Source organism: Streptomyces sp. NPDC018019, assembly GCF_044327805.1.
Taxonomy (GTDB): Bacteria; Actinomycetota; Actinomycetes; order Streptomycetales; family Streptomycetaceae; genus Streptomyces.
On record NZ_JBIRGD010000015.1, the window covers coordinates 220005 to 241241 of the forward strand.

Genomic DNA, 21237 nt, shown 5'->3' on the forward strand with positions numbered 1-21237 from the left:
GCTGTTCTCCTGCGTCGATCGTCCGGGCCGTGGCCAAGGGTCACGCCATAACTTACTTGACGCCCGGCTAGTGCGGTGTTTACCTTCTTCACTGTACTGAACTAGCCGGGCGGCAAGTAAGTGGGAGAAGCAAAAATGGGGATGTCGCAGACGAAAGCGACCCCAACGGGGGAAATACCGAAACCGGCGGAAGCCGGTGGCAAGCAGCCGGCCAGCGTCCGTGTGGTGCTGTTCGCACTGATGATCGCGATGCTGCTCGCGATGCTGGACAACATGATCGTGGGCACCGCCATGCCCACCATCGTGGGCGAACTGGGCGGGCTGAGCCACCTGTCCTGGGTGGTGACCGCGTACACGCTCGCGACCGCCGCCTCCACCCCGATCTGGGGCAAGCTGGGCGACCTGTACGGCCGCAAGGGCGTCTTCCTGTCGTCCATCGTGCTCTTCCTGATCGGCTCCGCGCTGTCCGGCATGGCCCAGGACATGGGCCAGCTGATCGGCTTCCGCGCCGTACAGGGTCTGGGCGCGGGCGGTCTGATGGTCGGCGTCATGGCGATCATCGGCGACCTGATCCCGCCGCGTGAGCGCGGCAAGTACCAGGGCATGATGGCCGGCGTCATGGCCGTCGCGATGATCGGCGGGCCGCTGGTCGGCGGCACCATCACCGACCACCTCGGCTGGCGCTGGAGCTTCTACATCAACCTGCCGCTGGGCGCGATCGCCCTGGTCATGGTGACCGCCGTGCTGCACCTGCCGAAGAAGCGGACACAGGCGCGCATCGACTACGTGGGTGCCGTACTGCTCACCATCGGCATCACCGCGCTGGTCCTGATCACCACCTGGGGCGGCACCGAGTACGACTGGATGTCGGGCCAGATCATCGGCCTCGGTGTGATCGGCGTGGTGGCCCTGCTCGCCTTCGTCCTCACCGAGACCAAGGTCCGCGAGCCGGTGCTGCCGCTGCACATCTTCGGCAACCGCAACTTCAGCCTCGTCACGGTCATCGGCTTCCTGGTCGGCTTCGTGATGTTCGGGTCGATGACCTTCCTGCCGCTGTTCCAGCAGACCGTGCAGGGCGCCTCGGCCACCAACTCGGGCCTGCTGCTCCTGCCGATGCTGCTCGCGATGATGGCCGTCTCGCTGGTCGCGGGCCGGGTCACCACCACGACCGGCAAGTACAAGATCTTCGTGGTGGGCGGCGGCGCGCTGATCACCGCCGGGCTGGCGCTGCTGTCCCTGATGGACACCGGCACCACCCGCTTCACCTCGGGTCTGTACATGGCGGTGCTGGGCGCCGGCATGGGCTTCCTGATGCAGACCACGATGCTGATCGCGCAGAACAGCGTCGAGATGAAGGACATGGGCGTCGGCTCCTCGTCCGCCACCCTCTTCCGTACGATCGGCGGCTCCTTCGGCGTCGCGATCTTCGGGGCGATCTTCAACAACCAGGTGCAGGACGTCATGAAGGAGCGGCTCGGCGCCGCGGGCGCCAAGGCGACCGCGGGCGGTGGCCAGATGGACCTGAAGGCCATGGAGAAGCTTCCGGCCGCGGTCAAGGACGCGTACATGCACGCGGTCTCCGGCGGCACCCACCAGGTCTTCCTGTGGGGCGCGGCGATCAGCGTGATCGGGTTCCTCGCGGCGTGGTTCCTCAAGGAGGTGCCGCTGCGCGGCGGCCCCGCCCAGCCGGCCGACAAGGCGGACGGCGGCGCCCCGGCCCAGGCCGCGGTGGCGGAGCCCGTCTGATCCGGCCCTGATTTTCCCTGGCCAGTGGCCCCCGGTGTGCGCGCCGGGGGCCACTGGCGTGTCCGGGGCCGGGGCCGCCGCCGGGCCGTTGTCAGTGGTGCGTGCCAGCATCGGAATGTGGACGGCAACGGGGTGGGGGACGAGCGGGCGGACGGGCGCGCGGCGGGCGGCGCCGCCGTCCCGGTGCCCCTCGCCCGGCTCCGCCGGCTGCGGCTGGCGAAGGACGCGATGGACCGCGACTGGGCCGCGCCGCTGGACCTGGACGCGGTGGCGGCGCACGCCGGCTACTCCCGCTTCCACTTCATCCGCGCCTTCAAGCAGGTGTACGGGCTGACCCCCGGCCAGTACCTGAGCCGCCGCCGGATCGAGCGCGCCGAGGAACTGCTGCGTACGGCCGATCTCTCGGTCACGGAGATCTGCTGGCTGGTCGGCTTCGGCAGCCTGGGCACCTTCTCCGCGCGGTTCAAGAAGCAGACCGGCCTGACCCCGAGCGAGTACCGGCAGCGGCACGTGGGGCGGGGCGCCGGGCTGATACCGGGCTGCTACGCGCTGCTGTGGTCCGGCGGCTTCAAGTCCTTCGAGAGGCGGGACGGGCCGGGTTCCGCCGACCGCAATTCCGGAGAAGCCGGGGAGCCGCCGGGCTGCCTACGGTGAAGCGAAGGCCACGCGGGGCACCCCGCGTACGAGTACCGAGAGGCACATCATGATCAAGGGTTTGGCCATCACCACCGTGTGGGTCCTCGACCAGGACCGGGCGAAGGAGTTCTACACGGAAAAGCTCGGGCTGGAGGTCCGCACGGACATGCGGATGGGCGGCGAGGACGGCATGCGCTGGCTGACCGTCGGCGCCAAGGACCAGCCGGAGGTGGAGCTGACGCTCATGGTCCCCGGCCCGCCCGGGATGGACCCGGAGGCCGGCGAGATGCTGAAGCAGCTGGTGAGCAAGGGGCTGATGGGCGCCGGGGTGCTCAGGACGGACGACGTCAAGGCCGACTACGCGGCGCTGAAGGCCAAGGGCGTGGAGTTCCTCCAGGAGCCGCAGGAGCGCCCGTACGGCACCGAGGCGATCTTCCGCGACGACTCCGGCAACTGGTTCTCGCTGACCCAGCCCAGCGAACAGCTCGACATGAGCAAGGGCTGGGGGGACTGCGTGGAGTAGGCACCGGGGCCGGGCCGGCCGCCGCCGGTCACCGGTCCGGCAGCTGGATGACCGGGAAGCTGCCCGTGTTCGTCGGCGCGTTCTCCGGCAGCCACAGCACCGACACCGCGCCGGTCGAGCCGTCCGTCAGCTCGTCCGCGTTGCGGAAGGTCAGCCGGGCGCCCAGCACCCGGGCCTGGCCCGCCGCGATGGTCAGGCCGAGCCCGTGGCCGCGCCCGGCCCGGTCGCTGCTGCCGGTGCGGAACCGGCTCGGGCCCTCGCGCAGCAGCGCCTCCGGGAAGCCCGTGCCGTGGTCGCGCACGCGCACGACGCGCCCCTCGACGGTCACCTCGATCGGCGGCCTGCCGTGCCGGGCCGCGTTCGCGATCAGGTTGCCCAGAATCCGCTCCAGGCGCCGCGGATCGGTGGAGACCTCCGCGTCCCGCAGGATGGCGATCTTGATGTCGGGGTTCAGCGCCCGCACCCGCCGGGTGACGAACTCGCCCAGTGCCACGTCCTGGAGTTCGGCCCGCTCCGCGTAGCCGTCCAGCCGCGCCACCTCCAGCACGTCCTCGACGAGCGTGCGCATCGCCTGCGCCCGGTCCCGTACCAGCTCCGAGGGGCGGCCCGGGGGCAGCAGCTCGGCCGCGGTGAGCAGCCCGGTCACCGGGGTGCGCAGCTCGTGGGCGATATCGGCGGTCACCCGGCGCTCCGCCTCGATGCGCTTCTGGAGCGCGTCGGACATCGCGTCCACCGCCCAGGCCAGGTCGTCCGTCTCGTCCCGGATACGCCCGCCGACCTCGTCCCGGATGCGTACGGAGGTGTCGCCGTCGGCCAGCTTGCCGGCCGCCGCCGCGGCCTTGCGCAGCCGCTTGGACAGCCGTCCGCCGATCAGCACGCCGAGGGCGCAGCCGCCGACCACGACCGCCGTCGACCCGATCACGAGCGCCTGGTCGAGATCGTCCAGCACGGCGAACCGGTCGGGGAAGTAGCCCTGGATGGACAGCACCCGGCCGCCCGCGACCGGCGCCGCCGCCCACACCTTGGGCGTGGTCTGGCCGGTGTCCTCCAGATAGGTCGCCCGCTTCCCCTTGGCGACCTCGTCACGCAGCGCCTTCGGCAGCCCCGGGTCGTCCAGCTTGGCGCCGAAGCGCAGCTGGTGCGTGGTTTCGTAGATCTTCTGCGTGAAGTTGAGGCGCTCGGTCTGCACGTCGCGGCTGTTGTCCAGCATCGAGCCGCGGGCCGCGTTGTGCACGACGAGGCTCAGCGCGATCGCGACCAGCGCTCCGACGAGCGCGATCGCGGCGCTGAGCTTCCACCTCAGCCCCGTACGCAGGGCGAGCCTGACCACCGCAGGAGTCAGCCTCTCAGCTTGTAACCGAAGCCGCGGACGGTCTCGATCCGGTCCTGGCCGATCTTGCCGCGCAGCCGCTGGACGTGGACGTCGACGACGCGGGTGTCGCCGCCCCAGCCGTAGTCCCACACCCGCTCCAGGAGCCGGTCGCGGGAGAGGACCGTGCCGGGCGCGTTGGAGAACTCCAGCAGCAGGCGCATCTCGGTGGGCGTCAGCGCGACCGGCTGACCGCCTTTGCGCACCTCCATGCCCTCCGTGTCGACCTCCAGATCGCCGAAGCGCAGCACCGCCTCGGCCGGTACGGCGGCCTCCGACGCGGCGGCGCCCGAGCCGTCCGGCCCCGAGGCGTGGCCGAAGCGGCGCAGCACCGCGCGGATCCGGGCCACCAGCACGGCGCCGTCGAACGGCTTGGTCACATAGTCGTCGGCGCCGGCTTCCAGGCCGAGCACCACGTCGATGGAGTCGGCACGCGCCGACAGCATGATGACCGGCACGGTCGACTCGTCACGGATGCGGCGGCACAGGCTGACGCCGTCCAGGCCCGGCACCATCACGTCCAGCAGGGCGATGTCGGGCCGGTCGGCGCGGAACGCCTCCAGCCCGGCCAGGCCGTCGGGCATGGCGGTGACCACGAAGCCGTCCCGTTCCAGGGCGAGCTGGGTCGCCTCGCGGATGACGTCGTCGTCCTCGACGAAGAGCACATGGGTATCGGCCATGCGGTGTTCTCAATCCTCCGGTGCCGTACTGTCCCGGGGCGCGGGCTCCGCGCCCCCGGTCGAGCTGTAGTCGGTGTGGTGCCGGGCGTACTCGACGAAGCGGCCGCCCGTCCAGCGGTAGGTCATCACATCCTCGCCGGAAGCACAGCACACCTTGTCGCCGGTGTCATAGGTCTGCTTGGAGACCTCCAGCTCACCCTTGTTGACGCTCGCGTACACCGAGGGCTGCTCGTCGGTGAAGACATTGTCATAGCCGTCGCCGCTCCTGCGGTAGACGTACGAGCCGATGCCGACGGAATCCGCGCAGGTCACCACGTTGACCACGACGTCGGGGGAGGAGCCGCCGGTGAGCTTGGCGTAGGTGACCTCGACCGGGTACTCGTCCGCCGCGCAGGGTTTGGCGAGGGACTTCTTGACGTCCGCGCCGACCTTCGGGTCGTGCTTCATCAGCTCCACCGCGTCGACCTTCTGGTAGGCGACCGACGCCGAGGGGGACGGGGACGGCGCCTGGGCCGAGCGGCCGGTGGGCGCCGGGGTGCTGCTCGCCGAGCCTTCGGTCCGTACGCCCTCGCCGCCCGGGTTGCAGCCGGCCAGCAACAGCGCGAGGGCGGCCATCGATGCGACGGCCGCTCCGGTGGTCGTGCGGAAGGCTCCGGCCCGCCGGCCGGTGGTCCGCCCGGTTCCGCTCCGTACGCGTCGGGGCGGTCCGGCCCCGGGCAGGCCGCCGCCGGCCGGCGGGGGGCCGGCCGGCGTGCTCGCGGCCGTCCCGCCTCCGGCCGGCCTCTTCCTGGTCAAACCGCTCCCGCTCACAGTCCCTCTGGCTAAGCCCCCGGTGTCGCGGCCGGTCAGGCCGCGCACCGCTCCCGCTCCTGTTCGCCGCGCTCCAGCATGCGCGCGTCGATGTCGCGATTCTCCAGTTCCTGGCGCAGCCGGGCCAGGGCCCGGTGCAGCGTGCTCTTGACCGTACCGGTGGACATGCCCAGCGCCGCCGCGGTCTCCTCGGTGCTCATCTGCTCCCAGTGTCGCAGCACGACCACGCTGCGCTGCTTGGGCGCGAGCACCCCGAGGATGTCCATCAGCAGGGCCCGGTCGGCGCGCTGCTCGGTGCCGTCGTCGACGCTGGCGTCCGGGAGCTGCTCGGTGGGCACCTCCTCCAGCTTGCGGGCGCGCCACCACTCCGTACGGGTGTTGATCATGACCCGGCGGAGGTAGGCGTCGGCGAGCGACTTGTCGGCGATGCCGTCCCAGCGCCCGTAGGTGCGGACCAGGGCCGTCTGGAGCAGGTCCTGGGCGTCCACGGGGTCGGGCACCAGGCGCCGGGCGCTGCGCAGCAGGGCCTCCTGCCGCGTACGCACGTACTCTTCGAAGTCCAGTACCTTGCCGCCGCTGGTCGCCATCCCGACGCCTCCGATCCGCTTGCGATTCCCCACGTTGACCGCGCTGGTGGTCATCTCCAGCACGAGGAAGACGCTACGGAGGGGGTGTTGCGGCGTAATGTGCGTCGGCCCCACAGGCAGTGCACGGAAAACCGTCGGTTGTGTAACAGCGGGCCGGGCGTCATACCTCCGGCGGACCGGGGGCCGGAGCGGGTCATCCTCCCGGGGGACGGCGGGGGCGGCCGGAAGGGCCATGGGCCGCAGGCCGGGCGGGCGGCACGGTTCCGGTCGTCACGAAGCCGTCAAGGAAGCCGTCAACGGGCCATCAGCGAGGCCGTGGACGTGGCCGTCGCCGAGACCCGGAACGTGGCCGCGGGCGCGACCGTCAACGCGGCCGTCGCCAAAGCCCGCTTCGCACAGGCGTCGTCACCGAGCCGTCACGAGGCGCTGCGGCCGGTCGGCAGGCGGTACAGGCCACCGGCCAGCGGCTCGACCAGGCCGTCCGCCACCAGCCCGTCCAGCGCCCGCGCGCGCTGCACCGGCTCGTCCCACACCGCGTCCAGTACGGCCTGCGGCACGGGCCCGACGGCCTCGCGCAGAACGGCGAGCAGCTTGCCGCGCACCTGCCGGTCCGTACCGGCGTACGTCTGGCCACGGCGCGGCGGCCCGTCGTGCGCCGGGGAACCCGCCAGCCGCCAGGCGCACTGCGCGGAGATCGGGCAGCGCACACACTCAGGGCCGCGCGCGGTGCACACCAGCGCGCCCAGCTCCATCGTGGCGGCGGCCCACTTGGCGGCGGTCTCCTCGTCGTGCGGCAGCAGCGCGCGGGCCAGCTTGCGTTCGGCGGCGGTGGTGGCGTTCGGCGGGTACTGCCGGCCGGCGATGGCGCGCGCGAACACCCGGCGGACATTGGTGTCCAGTACGGCATGCCGCTGCCCGTACGCAAAGGAGGCCACGGCCGCGGCCGTGTACTCGCCGACGCCCGGCAGCGCGAGGAGCTGGGCGTGCTCGCGCGGTACGTCGCCGCCGTGGCGCTCCTGTATCGCGGAGGCCGCGGCGTGCAGACGCAGCGCGCGGCGCGGGTAGCCCAGGCGGCCCCAGGCGCGCACCGCCTCGCCGGGCGGCTCGGCCGCCAGGTCGGCGGGGCGCGGCCAGCGCGCCAGCCACTGTTCGTACACCGGCAGCACTCTGCTGACCGGCGTCTGCTGCAACATGAACTCGCTCACCATCACGCCCCAGGCGCCCGCCTCGGGGCGGCGCCAGGGCAGATCGCGGGCGTGCTCGTCGAACCAGTCGGTGACGGGGCCGTGCAGCCGGGCCCCCTCGGCGGCTTCGGGGGCGGCGGTGACGGTTGCGGCGCCGGTGGCGGCAGGAGTGGAAGTCATGGCACTGCCGATCCTGGCACGACGGCGCTCCGCCGTGAAACGCACCGGGCGCGCGCCACGATGGGCCCACCCGCTCGCGGGAACGCCCGGCCGGACCGGCCCGGCTCAGCGGGCCGGGACAGGGCCGGTGTGTGGCCCGCGTGACACAGGGGATGAGGATGTCCACATGATGTGGATGCCGACCGGAGTGGCGGGAGAGCCGCGATGACCACCGTACGTGACTGTCCGGCCACGATCCGCCGGGCGCTGGCCGCGCACACGACGCTGACGCTCGCCTACACCGACGACGAGGGGCCGCAGGCGTGCGCCGTGCTCTACGCCACCGCGGCACGCCCGGTGCCCTCGCTCGTCCTGGTCACCGCCGAGTCCACCCGGCACGGCCGGGCCTTCGCACGGGCCGCCGGGACCGGTCCGGGCGCCCGGGTCGCCTTCACGGCCCAGCGCGACGGACAGGAGTGGACCGAGCTGACCGGAGTGCAGGGCCGGGGCGTCTGCCACCGGCTGGCGGGCGAGGCCCGCGCGGCCGGGTGGCGTACGTATCTGGAGCGCTTCCCCTTCGTCGCGGCCGACGACCGGCTCGCGGCGGCGCTGGAACGTACCGCACTTTGGGAAGTCCGCCCGGACTGGCTGCGGTTGATCGACAACGGGCGCGGCTTCGGGCACAAGGAGGAGTGGCACGCGCCGTAGCCACCGGGTGCGGCGGGGGCGCGGCGCCTGCCGGGGCGCCCCGGGAGGACGCCCCACCGCGCCGAAGGACGGGATGCGGGACTACGCCCGCACCAATATCTTCCAGCGCCCCGCCCCCAGCCGGACGACCAGCGCGGTCAGCGGCCGGGCGAACAGCGTCACGCACAGCGTGGCGGTCAGGGTGCCCAGCGCCAGGCCGGCCACCACGTCGTGGGGGTAGTGCACACCGACGAAGACCCGGGAGAAGCCGGTCAGCAGCGCGATCGGCAGCACCAGCCAGGCCGCCGCGCGCCAGGCGAACACGATGCCGACGGCCAGCGCCGCCGCGATCGTCGAGTGGTTGCTGGGGAAGGACCAGTCGCCCTGCGGCGGGCACTGGACTATGGAGGCCGCGGCATGGGCCACGGCCCGGCAGGGCCGCTCCTCGTCCACCAGGCTCTTGACGATCTCGCTCACGAGGTACGCGACCGCGGTGCCGATCGGTACCAGGATCGCCAGCGCGACCAGCCGCTCCTCCCCCTTCCGGGACCGCCACCAGCCCAGTACGGCCAGGGCCATGAGCAGCAGGATGCCGCCTTCGGTGCCCCCGGCGGCCAGCGAATGCATCCAGCCAGGGGTGTCGTGCGCGAAGTCGGTGACGACGCGATAGAGATCGGTGCTGTACATGAACGCATACGGTACGGACTGTTACGGGAAAGCGGCATCCGGCGATCGTCCAGGAGCACACCTGACGAAAGTGGGGTGGTCACCGGGGGCGCGGGCGGCTACGGGTCACGGAGGGATCACGGCGCAGGGCGGTGCCACGGACCGGCTCCGTGGTGATGATGTGAAAAGTTGCTGCTTCGTGCGGCGGGTACTGGCCGGTGTGACAGCTGATCTCTCGTAGAGTTTCCGCGTGGGATCTCTGCGCAATCCGATCGGGCCGCTTCCCTCCTCCATCTACTGGCGGCGGAGGGCCGTTGCGCTGGCCATCCTCGCCCTGCTCGTCCTGTTGGTGGTGTGGGCCCTCAACTGGAGCGGCAACGACGGGAAGACCGGCAGCGAGGGCAAGGGCCCGGGTGCGCCGGGTCCCGCCACCTCCATCACCCCCGGCCCCAACGCGACGGATTCCGGGATCAGTCAGAAGCCGGGCGGCCGCGACGAGTCGAGCGGCGGTGGCTCCGCCGCCGGATCCGGCGGCCCGGGCGGTGCCGGCGGCTCGGGTGGCGCCGGGGGTTCCGGCGCCACGGGCGGCAGCGGCGGCGGCACGGGCTCCGGCGGCGCGCCCATAGGGGAGGGCGGCGGCGCCGTCACCGTACCGGCCGGCTCCGCGCTCCCGAACTGCGCGCCCGCCGACACGAAGTTGAAGCTGCGCAGCCTGAAGAACACCTACGGGCCCGACGAGAAGCCGAAGTTCGAGGTCACGGTCGAGAACACGGCCGACAGCGCCTGCAAGGTGGACCTCGGCCGCGGCTACGCGGCGCTGACCGTCACCGAGACCTCCGACGACGAGCGGGTCTGGTCCTCCGGCGACTGCCCGCCGGGCAGCGGCGGCAGCGCTCCCGTCCAGGTGCCGGCCGGCGGCTCGGTCACGCGGACCGTGGAGTGGGACCGCAGGCCCAGCACCTCGGAGTGCCCGACGCCGCAGGCCGAACCGGTCGGACCCGGTACGTACCTGGTCGAGGCCAAGATCGGCGGGCTGGCCGCGGTGCGCACGTCGTTCGTCCTGGCCAAGGACTGAATCACCGCGTCCGGCAACGGCGTTGGGCCGCGTTCCGCCGACGGCGATTGCGCTGTGAGCGTGCAGCCGTAGCCCGGCCGCGCAAGATCCGGCACAGTCGTCCGCATGAAGCTGCTGATGCTGGGCGGAACGGAATTCGTGGGGCGCGCGGTCACCGACGCGGCGCTGACCCGCGGCTGGCAGGTCACGGTCTTCCACCGCGGACGGCACGCGCCGCCGCCGGGAACGGCCGTCGTGCACGGTGACCGCACCGACGCGGCCACCCTCGGCGCGCTCGCCGACGGCACGTGGGACGTCGTCGTGGACACCTGGGCGGGGGCGCCGACCGCGGTCCGTGACGCGGCCCGGCTGCTGGCCGGCCGGGCCGGGCGGTACGTGTACGTCTCCACCGGATCGGTGTACGCGCCCCCGGCCGGCCCCGGGCACACCGAGGAGAGCCCGCTGGTGGACGGCTCGCCGGACGCGGACGCGGTGGCGTACGCCGAGGACAAGCGCGGCGGCGAACTGGCCGCGCTGGCCGCCTTCGGCGAGGACCGCACGCTGCTGGCCCGCGCCGGACTGATCCTCGGGCCGTGGGAAAACATCGGCCGGCTGCCGTGGTGGCTGACGCGCATCGCCCGCGGCGGCCCGGTGCTCGCGCCGGGCCCGCACGACCTCGGACTTCAGTACATCGACGTCCGCGACCTGGCCGAATGGATCCTGTACGCCGCCGGGGCCGGGCTGTCCGGCCCGTACAACATCATCAGCGAGCCGGGGCACACCACGATGGGCGAACTGCTGGGGACCTGCGTCGAGGTCACCGGCTCCGACGCCGAACTGCGCTGGACGGAGCCGGAGAAGATCCTCGCGGCCGGTATCGCGCCGTGGACGGAGCTGCCCATCTGGCTGCCGCCGGGCGAACTGTACGACGCCATCCACTGCGGCAACGCCGCCAAGGCCCACGGGGCGGGGCTGCGCTGCCGGCCGGTGGCGGAGACGGTGGCCGGGACCTGGGCGTGGCTCCAGGAACTCGGCGGCGAGGCGCCCCTGCGCCCGGACCGGAAGACGACCGGCCTGGCGCCGGAGCGCGAGGAACCGTTCCTGCGGGGCTGACGGAAGGCCGACGACAGGCCCGGGAAGGCGCGCCTGGACCCGGGCCCGGCGGACACCGCTCGCCGGGCCGCGTACCGCTTACGCGGCCCGGCTCACACGTACCGTTCGAGGATCGACGACTCCGCCAGGCGGGACAGGCCCTCGCGCACGGACCGGGCGCGGGCCTCGCCGACCCCGTCCACCGCCTGGAGGTCGTCCACGCTCGCCGCGAGCAGCTTCTGCAGGCCGCCGAAGTGGTCGACCAGGCGGTCGATGACGGCGCCCGGCAGCCGCGGCACCTTCGCCAGCAGCCGGAAGCCGCGCGGCGAGACCGCCGAGTCCAGCGTCTCGGGCGAGCCGCTGTAGCCCAGGGCGCGGGCCACGATGGGCAGTTCCAGCAGCTCGGCGTGGCTGAGGGCGTCCAGCTCGGACAGCGCCTCCGGCACCGTGCGGGAGCGCTTGGCGGTCGGCTCGGGGACGTAGTCGCGGGCGACCAGCTCGCGCTCCGGCTCGACGCCCGCGATCAGCTCGTCCAGCTGGAGGGAGAGCAGCCGGCCGTCCGTGCCCAGCTCGACCACGTACTCGGCGATCTCGGTGGCGATCCGGCGCACCATCTCCAGCCGCTGCGCGACCGCGGTGACGTCCCGGACCGTGACCAGGTCCTCGATCTCCAGCGCGGACAGGGTGCCGGCGACCTCGTCCAGGCGCAGCTTGTAGCGCTCCAGGGTCGCCAGCGCCTGGTTGGCGCGGGAGAGGATGGCCGCCGACTCCTCCAGGACGCGGCGCTCACCGTCCACGTACAGCGCGATCAGACGCATCGACTGGCTGACCGAGACGACCGGGAAACCGGCCTGTATCGAGACGCGCTGGGCGGTGCGGTGCCGGGTGCCGGTCTCCTCGGTGGGGATGGAGGCGTCCGGGACCAGCTGCACACCGGCCCGCAGGATCTTGGTGATGTCCTTGTCCAGGACCAGGGCCCCGTCCAGCTTGCACAGCTCGCGCAGCCGGGTCGCCGAGAACTCCACGTCCAGCACGAAGCCGCCGGTGCACATCGACTCGACGGTCTTGTCGAAACCGAGGACGATCAGACCGCCGGTGTTGCCGCGCAGGATGCGCTCCAGACCGTCGCGGAGCGCCGTGCCGGGCGCCACGGCGCTCAGCGAGGCCCGCATCAGACCTTCCGTACCGCCGTCGCCCGACCTCCGGGTGGGCGGCCCCCAACCGGACCTGCCACCAGACGACGATGCCCGGTCGTTGGCTGCCACTGCACTCCTCCGTCGCAAGGTCTGTCGGTGCCGCAGGCCGCCCGGCAGATGCCTTGGTCACGCAGCTCACGGGCTGCGCGGGCCGACGGCATGACTTCATTGACAGGCGAGACCGGGGCAAAGTCTACCGGCGCCCAGGCTAGAGGCTGTCTGCAAAGTCACGTCGTCCGTCCGCGCGGCAGGGCTCCCCGCGCGGGCCGGCCCTACTCGGCCGGGGCCTTCTCGCGCGGCGCCTCCCGGCGCGGACGCCGGGGCAGCACCCGCAGCGCCTCGCCCACATCGGCCACCTCCAGCACCCGCATGCCCGGCGGGATCTTGCCCGGATCGGCCGGGACCAGGGCGTGGGTGAAACCGAGCCGGGCCGCCTCGGCCAGTCGGCGCTGCACGCCCGTCACCCGCCTGACCTCGCCCGCCAGCCCCACCTCGCCGATCGCGACCAGGTTCTTCGGCAGCGGTGTGTCGCTGGCGGCGCTGGCCAGCGCGAGCGCCACGGCCAGGTCGGCGGCCGGTTCGGTCAGCTTCACGCCGCCGACCGTGGCGCTGTAGATGTCGCGCTTGCCCAGGGCCGCGATCCGCCCGCGCTGCTCCAGGACGGCCAGCATCATCGAGACGCGGGAGGTCTCCAGGCCGGAGGTGGTGCGGCGCGGGGACGGGATCTGCGTGTCGACGGTCAGCGCCTGCACCTCGGCGACCAGCGGGCGGCGGCCCTCCAGGGTGACCGTCAGGCACGTACCGGGCACCGGTTCGTCGCGGCGGGTCAGGAAGAGCCCGGACGGGTCGGCCAGGCCGATGATCCCCTCGTCGTGCAGCTCGAAGCAGCCGACCTCGTCGGTGGTGCCGTAGCGGTTCTTGACGCCGCGCACCAGGCGCAGCCGGGCGTGCCGGTCGCCTTCGAAGTTCAGCACGACGTCGACCAGGTGCTCCAGGAGGCGGGGGCCGGCGATGGCGCCGTCCTTGGTGACGTGGCCGACCAGCAGGGTGGCCATGCCGCGCTCCTTGGACGCCCGGATCAGGGCACCGGCCACCTCGCGGACCTGCGCCATGCCGCCGGGCGCGCCGTCGATCTCGGGGGAGGCGACGGTCTGCACGGAGTCCACGATCAGCAGCGACGGCTTGACCGAGTCCAGGTGTCCCAGGACGGCGGACAGGTCGGTCTCGGCGGCGAGGTACAGGTGGTCGTCGATGGCGCCGATGCGGTCGGCCCGCAGCCGCACCTGGCTGGCGGACTCCTCGCCCGTCACGTACAGCGTGCGGTGGTCGTCGCTCGCGGCCTTGGCGGCCACGTCCAGCAGCAGGGTGGACTTGCCGACGCCGGGCTCGCCGGCGAGCAGCACCACGGCGCCGGGCACCAGGCCCCCGCCGAGCACCCGGTCCAGCTCGTCCACACCGGTGGAGCGGGCGGTGGCCTGCCGGCCGTCCACCTGGCCGATGGGCAGCGCGGCGGTGGTGACGCGGCCCGGCGCGGTCGTACGGACGGCGGGGGCGCCGCCGAACTCCTCGACCGTGCCCCACGCCTGGCACTCCGGGCAGCGGCCGAGCCACTTCGCGGTGGTCCAGCCGCATTCCGTGCAGCGGTACGAGGGCCGCTCCTTGGCCGAGGATTTACGAGTCGCCATGGAGTTCACCGTAGCGGCGGGGTGTGACAACGCCGGGGCCGTCCGGTCCGGATACGGGCCGTGAACGCGGAAGTCGAGGGTGAAACACGGGTCTCGTGTCCCCTTTTGAGGGAGAACATCACCCGTATGGATTAAATGAGGCCGTGCGGCGCGATAGGTCCCGCATCCCCCGCCTACCGTCGCCGGGTGATGAGCAGCAGGTCCGATCACCCCACGCACGCCACCGGCGCACATCAGGCGCACGACGACGGCCGGCGCCGCGGCCGGCCGCGCCTCCCCGAGCGGTACGAGCCCCACCTGGACGGGCTGTTCACCTACTGCCTGTCCGTCCTGTGCGACCACGACGCGGCCACCGCCGTCCTCGGCGAGGTGCTCGCCGTCGCCGAGCGGCACCACGGGCGGCGGCCCTCCGACGCGGCCCTCTACCGCTCCTGGCTGTACGCGCTGGCCCGGTGGGGCTGCCTGCGGCGGCTCGCCGACCGGTGGCCGGACGGAGCCGACCACGGTACCGGGGCCGGGCCCGGAACCGGGCCGGGAACCGGGGCTCGCGGCGGGTCCGGAGCCGGCGCGGACAGCGGAGTTCCCTCCGGCGGGGGAACGCCCGCTCCGGACGCGGGCCCCTCCTCCACGGCCGCGGGCTCGCCCGCCACGGCCGCGGACCCGCCCGCACCCGGTACGGACCCGTCGGGCACGGCCCCGGCGGCGTCCGGCGCCGGCACGACCTTCGGCACCGGCGCGTCCGCCGCCCTCGGCGCCCCGGCCGGGTCCGACGGCACCCCGGAAGCGGCGCGCCGCCGCCGGGACCTGGCCTCCCTGGCCTGGCCGGAAGCCGCCGGCACGACCCCCGAGCAGCGCGAGGCGCTGGAACTGGCCGTACGCCACCGCCTGTCCACCGAAGAGGTCGCCGCGGTCCTCGGCGGCGATCTCGCCGCCACCCGCACCCTCCTGGCCGCCGCCTCCTGCGAGGTCGAGCGCACCCGCGCCGCGCTCGCCGTCGTCGAGTTCGGCCGCTGCCCGGACGTCGCCCAACTCGCCGGTGACTCCCAGATGCTGCTGGGCGCCGCCCTGCGCCGGGAGCTGGTCCGGCACGTGGACGACTGCGCCGAGTGCCGCCGTACGGCCGAGCGGGCCACCGCCCACGGGCCCTGGCCGGGCACCGCCCCTCTTGATCACGGCGCGCTGCCGCTGGTCGGCACCCCGCGCACGGCGGTGCACACCGCCATGGCGGCGGCGCAGAGCTCGCGTTCGGGGCGCGCCGAGGGGGTGGCGGGCGCGGGTACCTCGCCGCGCTCCGGGCGTACCGGGCGCTCGGGCGGCGTAAACGGTTCTCCTCGCTACGACCGGCGCGGATTCCCCGTCCGCCCCAAGGACCCGGCGACCCGCCGGCGCCGGGCGCGGACCCGGGCCGTGACCACGACGGTGCTCGCCACCGTGCTGGCGGCGCCGGTGCTCGCCCTGTGGGCCGCCTACCGGGGCGCGCCGTCGGCCGAGGCGGAGGGACCTGCGGTGGCGGCCGGCGAGACGGCCGGCGCCGGCACGTTCGACGGCGATTCGTACCAGAACGCGAGCAGCGCACGGACGTCCGCCGGGCCGCACCTCGCCTCCGCGAGCGGGCTGCCCGCCGTCTCGGTGCAGGTCGTCGGCGCGGACGGCATGCTGCTGCGGCCCGGCGAACCGGACCGCTCCGGCACCGGCCCCGGGCGGCTGACCGTCACGGCGCGGCCGGGCGGCGGCGGCACGGCCGTCACGCTCACCGCGTCCGGCGGCGCGCCGGTCCACTGGTCGGCGCGGGCGGGCGCGCCGTGGCTCCGGCCGAGCGCCACGGCCGGGGTGCTGCGGCCCGGCGAGTCCACCACGGTCGTGGTGACCGTGGACCACGGCCGGGAGCCGGAGGGGTACTGGAACGCGCGGGTCACCCTGGCGCCCGGCGGGACGACGGTGACGCTGGAGGGATGGGGCGAAGGGGGCGGCGGCCACGGGCCGGGGCCCGGAAAACCCCCGGGGGACGGTCCCGGCCCCCGCCCCGGGACCGGGCCGACCTCGTCGGCACCGGAGCCGACGGACCGGCCGACGGTGCCGCCCACCCCCAGTCCCACGTCCCCACCGGCGACGGGCGGGCCGACCACGGGGCCGAGCCCGTCACCGAGCGCGACGGGCACGGCGGGCTGACCGGCGGGTGCGCGCCGCCCGCCACCGCGAGCCGCCCACACCCCGGGCGCTTACGCGGCCACCACCGCGCGCCCCCGGACATCCGTACTCCCGTACTTCCGCACTCCTACTTCGGATCCGCCGGATGCGGCGCCATCGGCAGGCTCGCCGCCAGACGTTCCTCGCAGAGTTCGACGAGGCGGGCGTAGCCCTCCTTGCCCATCAGCTCGGTCAGCTCGGGCCCGTAGGACACGTAGACCGGCTCGCCCGCTCCGTGCGCGGAGGTCGCCGACGTGCACCACCAGTGCAGGTCGTGGCCGCCGGGGCCCCAGCCGCGGCGGTCGTACTCGCCGATGGTGACCTGGAGGACGCGGGTGTCGTCGGGGCGGTCGATCCAGTCGTAGGTACGCCGGACCGGCAGCTGCCAGCACACATCCGGCTTGGTCTCCAGGGGCTCGCGGCCCTCGCGCAGCGCGAGGATGTGCAGCGAGCAGCCGGCGCCGGCCGGGAAGCCGGGGCGGTTCTGGAAGATGCACGAGCCCTTCCAGCGCCGGGTCTGCCGGTCGCCGTCCTCGTCCTCCTGGGTCCAGCCGGTGGACGTACCGACATCGTGGAACTGCCACAGGTCGGGTGTGAGCCGTGCCACGTGCTCCGCGACCCGCTGCTCGTCCTCCTCGTCGGAGAAGTGCGCGCCGAGCGTGCAGCAGCCGTCGTCCGCCCGGCCCGCCTCGATGCCCTTGCAGCCGCTGCCGAAGATGCACGTCCAGCGGGAGGTGAGCCAGGTCAGGTCGCAGCGGAAGACCTGCTCGTCGTCGGCGGGGTCGGGGAAGGTGACCCAGGCGCGGGCGAAGTCCAGACCGCCGACCTCGTCGGCCCGAGCCCCTTGCGCCTCCTGCGCCGCACGCGCAGCACGCTGCTTTTCCGCCTTCTTCAGGGCTTTTTCCTGCTTCGCCTTGTTCGTCTTAGCCACGGCTCCAGCCTAAGACGGCCGGTGCCCGGTGCCGTCATCCCGAGGCCGGGGGCTCGCCGTCGGCGCCCGTCCGCCCGCAGTAGGTTCAACGGTATGAGACTCGGTGTCCTCGATGTGGGTTCGAACACGGTCCATCTGCTGGTGATGGACGCGCACCCGGGCGCGCGTCCGCTGCCCGCCTACTCCCACAAGGCGGAGCTGCGGCTGGCCGAACTCCTCGACGAGGACGGCGCGGTCGCCGACGCGGGTGTGGAGCGGCTGGTGGCCACGGTCCGGGCCGCGGTGCAGGTCGCGGAGGACAAGGGCGTCGAGGACGTGCTGCCGTTCGCCACCTCGGCGATCCGCGAGGCGGCCAACGGGGAGGACGTGCTGCGCCGGGTCGCCCTGGAGACCGGCGTACCGCTGCGGGTGCTCTCGGGCGAGGACGAGGCCCGGCTGACGTTCCTGGCGGCCCGCCGCTGGCTCGGCTGGTCGGCGGGCCGGCTGCTGGTGCTGGACATCGGCGGCGGCTCGCTGGAGATCGCGTACGGGCTGGACGAGCAGCCGGACGCGGCGGTGTCGCTGCCGCTCGGCGCGGGCCGGCTGACCGCGGCCGACCTGCCGGGCGATCCGCCGGAGGCGGAGGACATACGGGCGCTGCGCAAGCGGGTACGGGCCGAAATCGGGCGGGTGGTGAGCGATTTCACGCGCTTCGGCACGCCCGACCACGTCGTGGGCACCTCCAAGACCTTCAAGCAGCTGGCCCGTATCGCCGGCTCCGCCCGGTCCGCCGACGGCCTCTACGCCCAGCGTGAGCTGGACCGCAAGGCGCTGGAGGAGTGGGTGCCGCGGCTGGCGGGGATGACCGGCGCGGAGCGCGCCAAGCTGCCCGGCGTCTCCGAGGGCCGCTCGCGCCAGCTGCTCGCCGGGGCGCTGGTCGCGGAGGCCGCGATGGACCTGTTCGGCGTGCGCACGCTGGAAATCTGCCCGTGGGCGCTGCGCGAGGGCGTGATCCTGCGCCACCTGGACCACCTGCCGCCGGGGTAGGGCGCCGCCGACGCCCGTCGGCGGCGGCCCGTACCCTGTCCCTCGTGACGGAGCCAGTGGTGCGCATCCCGGATGCGAAGGTCGCCCTGTCCACGGCCTCGGTGTATCCGGAGTCGACGGCGACGGCCTTCGAGATCGCCGCGCGCCTGGGCTACGACGGCGTCGAGGTCATGGTGTGGACCGATCCGGTCAGCCAGGACATCGAGGCGCTGCGCCGGCTCTCCGACTACCACGGGGTGCCGATCCTGGCCGTGCACGCGCCGTGCCTGCTGATCACGCAGCGGGTGTGGTCCACGGACCCCTGGGTGAAGCTGCAGCGCGCGCGCAACGCCGCGGAGAAGCTCGGCGCGTCGACGGTGGTCGTCCATCCGCCCTTCCGGTGGCAGCGCAATTACGCCCGCGAGTTCGTCCGCGGAGTGTGGCGGATGGAGAGCGAGACGGACGTCCGGTTCGCCGTCGAGAACATGTACCCGTGGCGCTACCGGGACCGCGAGATGCTGGCGTACGCGCCGGACTGGGACCCGACGAAGGACGACTACCGGCACTTCACCGTCGACCTCTCGCACACCGCCACCTCCCGCAGCGACGCCCTGCACATGGTCGACCGGATGGGCGAGCGCCTGGCGCACATCCACCTCGCCGACGGCAACGGCTCCAACAAGGACGAGCACCTGGTGCCGGGGCGCGGCTCGCAGCCCTGCGCCGAGCTGCTGGAGCGGCTGGCCGCCACCGGCTTCGGCGGACACATCGTGATCGAGGTCAACACCCGGCGGGCGATGTCCGGGGCCGAGCGCGAGGCGGACCTCGCGGAGGCACTGGCCTTCACCCGGCTGCACCTGGCGTCGCCGACGTGGGTGCCGGGGTCGTGACCCCCGGCCCCACCGGGGCCCGGGGCACCCGCAGGCGCGGCCGCCCCTCCCGTACGGACTCCGGCGACGGCCCCGGCGCGCGCGAACGCATCCTGCGCCGCAGCAGCACCTGACCGGTCCCTGACCGGGCGGAAGCGCCCCGCGGCGGGTGTCCGCACAGCGGTCACTCGTCTCACATGCCGGATTCGCTGTCCAGATCTTGGAGCCGGGGCGTAGTCTCGACTGATTCACGTACGTACGCGCACTGGGCGTACGAGAGACGTACACGCACCCGAGGGAGTGGATCCACGTGCCCGAGCTGAGGTCCCGCACCGTCACCCATGGCCGCAACATGGCCGGCGCCCGCGCGCTCATGCAGGCCTCGGGCGTAGCGCGCGAGGACTTCGGCAAGCCCGTGATCGCCGTGGCGAACAGCTTCACCGAGTTCGTGCCGGGCCACACCCACCTCCAGCCGGTCGGCCGGATCGTCAGCGAGGCGATCAAGGAGGCCGGCGGCATCGCCCGCGAGTTCAACACCATCGCGGTCGACGACGGCATCGCCATGGGCCACGGCGGCATGCTCTACTCCCTGCCGTCCCGCGACCTGATCGCCGACTCCGTCGAGTACATGGTCGAGGCGCACTGCGCGGACGCGCTGATCTGCATCTCCAACTGCGACAAGATCACCCCGGGCATGCTGATGGCGGCGATGCGCCTGAACATCCCCACCGTCTTCGTCTCCGGCGGCCCCATGGAGGCCGGCCGGGCGACCCTCGTCGACGGCACGGTCCGCAAGCTGGACCTGGTCAACGCCATCTCCGACGCGGTGGACGAGAGCGTCTCGGACGAGGACATCCTCCGTATCGAGGACAACGCCTGCCCGACCTGCGGCTCCTGTTCCGGCATGTTCACCGCCAACTCGATGAACTGCCTGACCGAGGCCATCGGCCTGTCGCTGCCCGGCAACGGCACGGTGCTGGCCACCCACACCGCCCGCCGGGCGCTGTACGAGAACGCCGGCCGCACCGTCGTGGAGATCACCAAGCGGTACTACGACCAGGACGACGCGACCGTGCTGCCCCGCAGCATCGGCTCCCGCGCCGCCTTCGAGAACGCCATGGCCCTGGACATCGCCATGGGCGGCTCCACGAACACGATCCTGCACCTGCTGGCCGCCGCCCAGGAGGCCGGGCTGGACTACGGCCTGGAGGACATCAACGCGGTCTCCCGCCGGGTGCCCTGCCTGGCCAAGGTCGCGCCGAACGTCGCCCCGGGCGGCACGTACTACATGGAGGACGTGCACCGGGCCGGCGGCATCCCGGCCATCCTGGGCGAGCTGTACCGGGCCGGGCTGCTCAACGAGGACGTGCACACCGTGCACAGCTCCTCCATGGCGGACTGGCTGAAGACCTGGGACGTGCGCGGCGGCTCGCCGTCCCCCGAGGCCGTCGAGCTGTGGCACGCGGCGCCCGGCTGCAAGCGCTCCGCCACCGCCTTCTCCCAGTCCGAGCGCTGGGACAGCCTCGACCTGGACGCCGCGGGCGGCTGCATCCGCGACCTCGCGCACGCCTACTCCGCCGACGGCGGCCTGGCCGTCCTCAAGGGCAACCTGGCCGAGGACGGCTGCGTGGTGAAGACCGCGGGCGTCGACGAGTCGATCTGGACGTTCGAGGGCCCGGCCGTGGTCTGCGAGTCGCAGGAGGAGGCCGTCGAGAAGATCCTCGGCAAGCAGGTCAAGGACGGCGACGTGGTCGTCATCCGCTACGAGGGCCCCAAGGGCGGCCCCGGCATGCAGGAGATGCTCTACCCGACGTCCTTCCTCAAGGGCCGCGGCCTGGGCAAGACGTGCGCGCTGGTCACCGACGGCCGCTTCTCCGGCGGCACCTCCGGCCTGTCCATCGGCCACGCCTCCCCCGAGGCGGCCTCCGGCGGCACCATCGCCCTGGTCGAGGACGGCGACCGGATCCGCATCGACATCCCGAACCGCAGCATCGGACTCCTGGTGCCGGAAGCGGAGCTGACGGCCCGCCGGGCGGCGCTGGGCGGCGTGTACGCGCCGAAGCAGCGCGAGCGCAAGGTCTCGCAGGCCCTGCGCGCCTACGCGGCGATGGCCACCAGCGCCGACAAGGGCGCGGTGCGCGACGTGACCAAGCTGGGCTGAGCCCGGCCCC

19 protein-coding genes are annotated in these 21237 nt (G+C 73.4%); 10 read left to right on the plus strand and 9 right to left on the minus strand.

Annotation, left to right across the window (positions count from 1 at the left end; genetic code table 11):
- Positions 1 to 222: 222 nt before the first annotated feature.
- The 3 genes from ACH4FX_RS24945 (at position 223) to ACH4FX_RS24955 (ending at position 2905) form a co-directional block, all read left to right on the plus strand.
- Positions 223 to 1746 carry an MDR family MFS transporter gene (locus tag ACH4FX_RS24945; protein WP_398482413.1) on the plus strand — a complete coding sequence of 508 codons (1524 nt, stop codon included), beginning with the start codon at positions 223 to 225 and terminating at the stop codon, positions 1744 to 1746.
- Positions 1747 to 1974: 228 nt separating this feature from the next.
- Complete coding sequence (locus tag ACH4FX_RS24950; RefSeq protein ID WP_398482472.1) at positions 1975 to 2400, plus strand: helix-turn-helix transcriptional regulator; 426 nt, start codon at positions 1975 to 1977, stop codon at positions 2398 to 2400.
- 49 nt (positions 2401 to 2449) lie between these two features.
- Positions 2450 to 2905, plus strand: coding sequence for a VOC family protein (locus tag ACH4FX_RS24955; protein ID WP_398482415.1), 456 nt, complete (start codon positions 2450 to 2452; stop codon positions 2903 to 2905).
- Positions 2906 to 2933: 28 nt separating this feature from the next.
- Here the strand turns inward: ACH4FX_RS24955 and cseC are convergent, their stop codons facing one another.
- From cseC to ACH4FX_RS24980, 5 genes are all read right to left on the minus strand, one after another.
- Positions 2934 to 4235, minus strand: coding sequence for a two-component system sensor histidine kinase CseC (gene cseC / locus ACH4FX_RS24960; protein WP_398482417.1), 1302 nt, complete (start codon positions 4233 to 4235; stop codon positions 2934 to 2936).
- A gap of 8 nt (positions 4236 to 4243) precedes the next feature.
- Entirely contained in the window at positions 4244 to 4954 is a 711-nt protein-coding gene (cseB, locus tag ACH4FX_RS24965; RefSeq protein ID WP_398482418.1) for a two-component system response regulator CseB, read from the minus strand.
- A gap of 9 nt (positions 4955 to 4963) precedes the next feature.
- Positions 4964 to 5569 (minus strand): hypothetical protein, encoded by a 606-nt coding sequence (locus ACH4FX_RS24970; protein WP_398482420.1) that lies wholly within the window; start codon positions 5567 to 5569, stop codon positions 4964 to 4966.
- Positions 5570 to 5799: 230 nt separating this feature from the next.
- Positions 5800 to 6351: a SigE family RNA polymerase sigma factor gene (locus tag ACH4FX_RS24975; RefSeq protein ID WP_030023568.1), complete on the minus strand. Its 552-nt coding sequence runs from the start codon at positions 6349 to 6351 to the stop codon at positions 5800 to 5802.
- A gap of 416 nt (positions 6352 to 6767) precedes the next feature.
- Positions 6768 to 7715, minus strand: coding sequence for an A/G-specific adenine glycosylase (locus tag ACH4FX_RS24980; protein ID WP_398482422.1), 948 nt, complete (start codon positions 7713 to 7715; stop codon positions 6768 to 6770).
- Positions 7716 to 7919: 204 nt separating this feature from the next.
- Here ACH4FX_RS24980 and ACH4FX_RS24985 point away from each other — a divergent pair, with 204 nt between their 5' ends.
- Entirely contained in the window at positions 7920 to 8402 is a 483-nt protein-coding gene (locus tag ACH4FX_RS24985; protein ID WP_398482424.1) for a pyridoxamine 5'-phosphate oxidase, read from the plus strand.
- Positions 8403 to 8483: 81 nt separating this feature from the next.
- Here the strand turns inward: ACH4FX_RS24985 and ACH4FX_RS24990 are convergent, their stop codons facing one another.
- Positions 8484 to 9068, minus strand: a complete 585-nt coding sequence (locus tag ACH4FX_RS24990; RefSeq protein ID WP_398482426.1) for a phosphatase PAP2 family protein — start codon at positions 9066 to 9068, stop codon at positions 8484 to 8486.
- A gap of 229 nt (positions 9069 to 9297) precedes the next feature.
- On the opposite strand from ACH4FX_RS24990, the gene ACH4FX_RS24995 reads away from it, so the two are divergent.
- Together ACH4FX_RS24995 and ACH4FX_RS25000 are read left to right on the plus strand one after the other, a co-directional pair.
- The gene (locus tag ACH4FX_RS24995; RefSeq protein WP_398482428.1) at positions 9298 to 10122 is read left to right on the plus strand and encodes a hypothetical protein; all 825 of its coding nucleotides are present in this window, start codon (positions 9298 to 9300) and stop codon (positions 10120 to 10122) included.
- A gap of 105 nt (positions 10123 to 10227) precedes the next feature.
- Positions 10228 to 11214, plus strand: coding sequence for an NAD-dependent epimerase/dehydratase family protein (locus tag ACH4FX_RS25000; RefSeq protein WP_398482430.1), 987 nt, complete (start codon positions 10228 to 10230; stop codon positions 11212 to 11214).
- A gap of 92 nt (positions 11215 to 11306) precedes the next feature.
- Here ACH4FX_RS25000 and disA read toward each other — a convergent pair whose 3' ends face one another.
- Entirely contained in the window at positions 11307 to 12458 is a 1152-nt protein-coding gene (gene disA / locus ACH4FX_RS25005; protein ID WP_398482432.1) for a DNA integrity scanning diadenylate cyclase DisA, read from the minus strand.
- Between the two features lie 203 nt (positions 12459 to 12661).
- Positions 12662 to 14074, minus strand: a complete 1413-nt coding sequence (radA, locus tag ACH4FX_RS25010) for a DNA repair protein RadA (protein ID WP_398482434.1) — start codon at positions 14072 to 14074, stop codon at positions 12662 to 12664.
- Between the two features lie 189 nt (positions 14075 to 14263).
- On the opposite strand from radA, the gene ACH4FX_RS25015 reads away from it, so the two are divergent.
- A complete protein-coding gene (locus ACH4FX_RS25015; RefSeq protein WP_398482436.1) occupies positions 14264 to 16243 on the plus strand; it encodes a sigma-70 family RNA polymerase sigma factor in 1980 nt (659 codons plus the stop codon).
- Between the two features lie 106 nt (positions 16244 to 16349).
- On the opposite strand, the gene ACH4FX_RS25020 is transcribed toward ACH4FX_RS25015, so the two are convergent.
- Positions 16350 to 17192, minus strand: a complete 843-nt coding sequence (locus ACH4FX_RS25020; RefSeq protein ID WP_398482437.1) for a hypothetical protein — start codon at positions 17190 to 17192, stop codon at positions 16350 to 16352.
- Between the two features lie 93 nt (positions 17193 to 17285).
- On the opposite strand from ACH4FX_RS25020, the gene ACH4FX_RS25025 reads away from it, so the two are divergent.
- The 3 genes from ACH4FX_RS25025 (at position 17286) to ilvD (ending at position 21227) form a co-directional block, all read left to right on the plus strand.
- Positions 17286 to 18218, plus strand: coding sequence for a Ppx/GppA family phosphatase (locus ACH4FX_RS25025; protein WP_398482439.1), 933 nt, complete (start codon positions 17286 to 17288; stop codon positions 18216 to 18218).
- Positions 18219 to 18274: 56 nt separating this feature from the next.
- Positions 18275 to 19087, plus strand: coding sequence for a sugar phosphate isomerase/epimerase family protein (locus ACH4FX_RS25030; RefSeq protein WP_398482474.1), 813 nt, complete (start codon positions 18275 to 18277; stop codon positions 19085 to 19087).
- A 289-nt stretch (positions 19088 to 19376) separates the two neighbouring features.
- Positions 19377 to 21227, plus strand: a complete 1851-nt coding sequence (gene ilvD, locus ACH4FX_RS25035) for a dihydroxy-acid dehydratase (protein WP_398482441.1) — start codon at positions 19377 to 19379, stop codon at positions 21225 to 21227.
- The last annotated feature ends 10 nt before the right edge of the window (positions 21228 to 21237 follow it).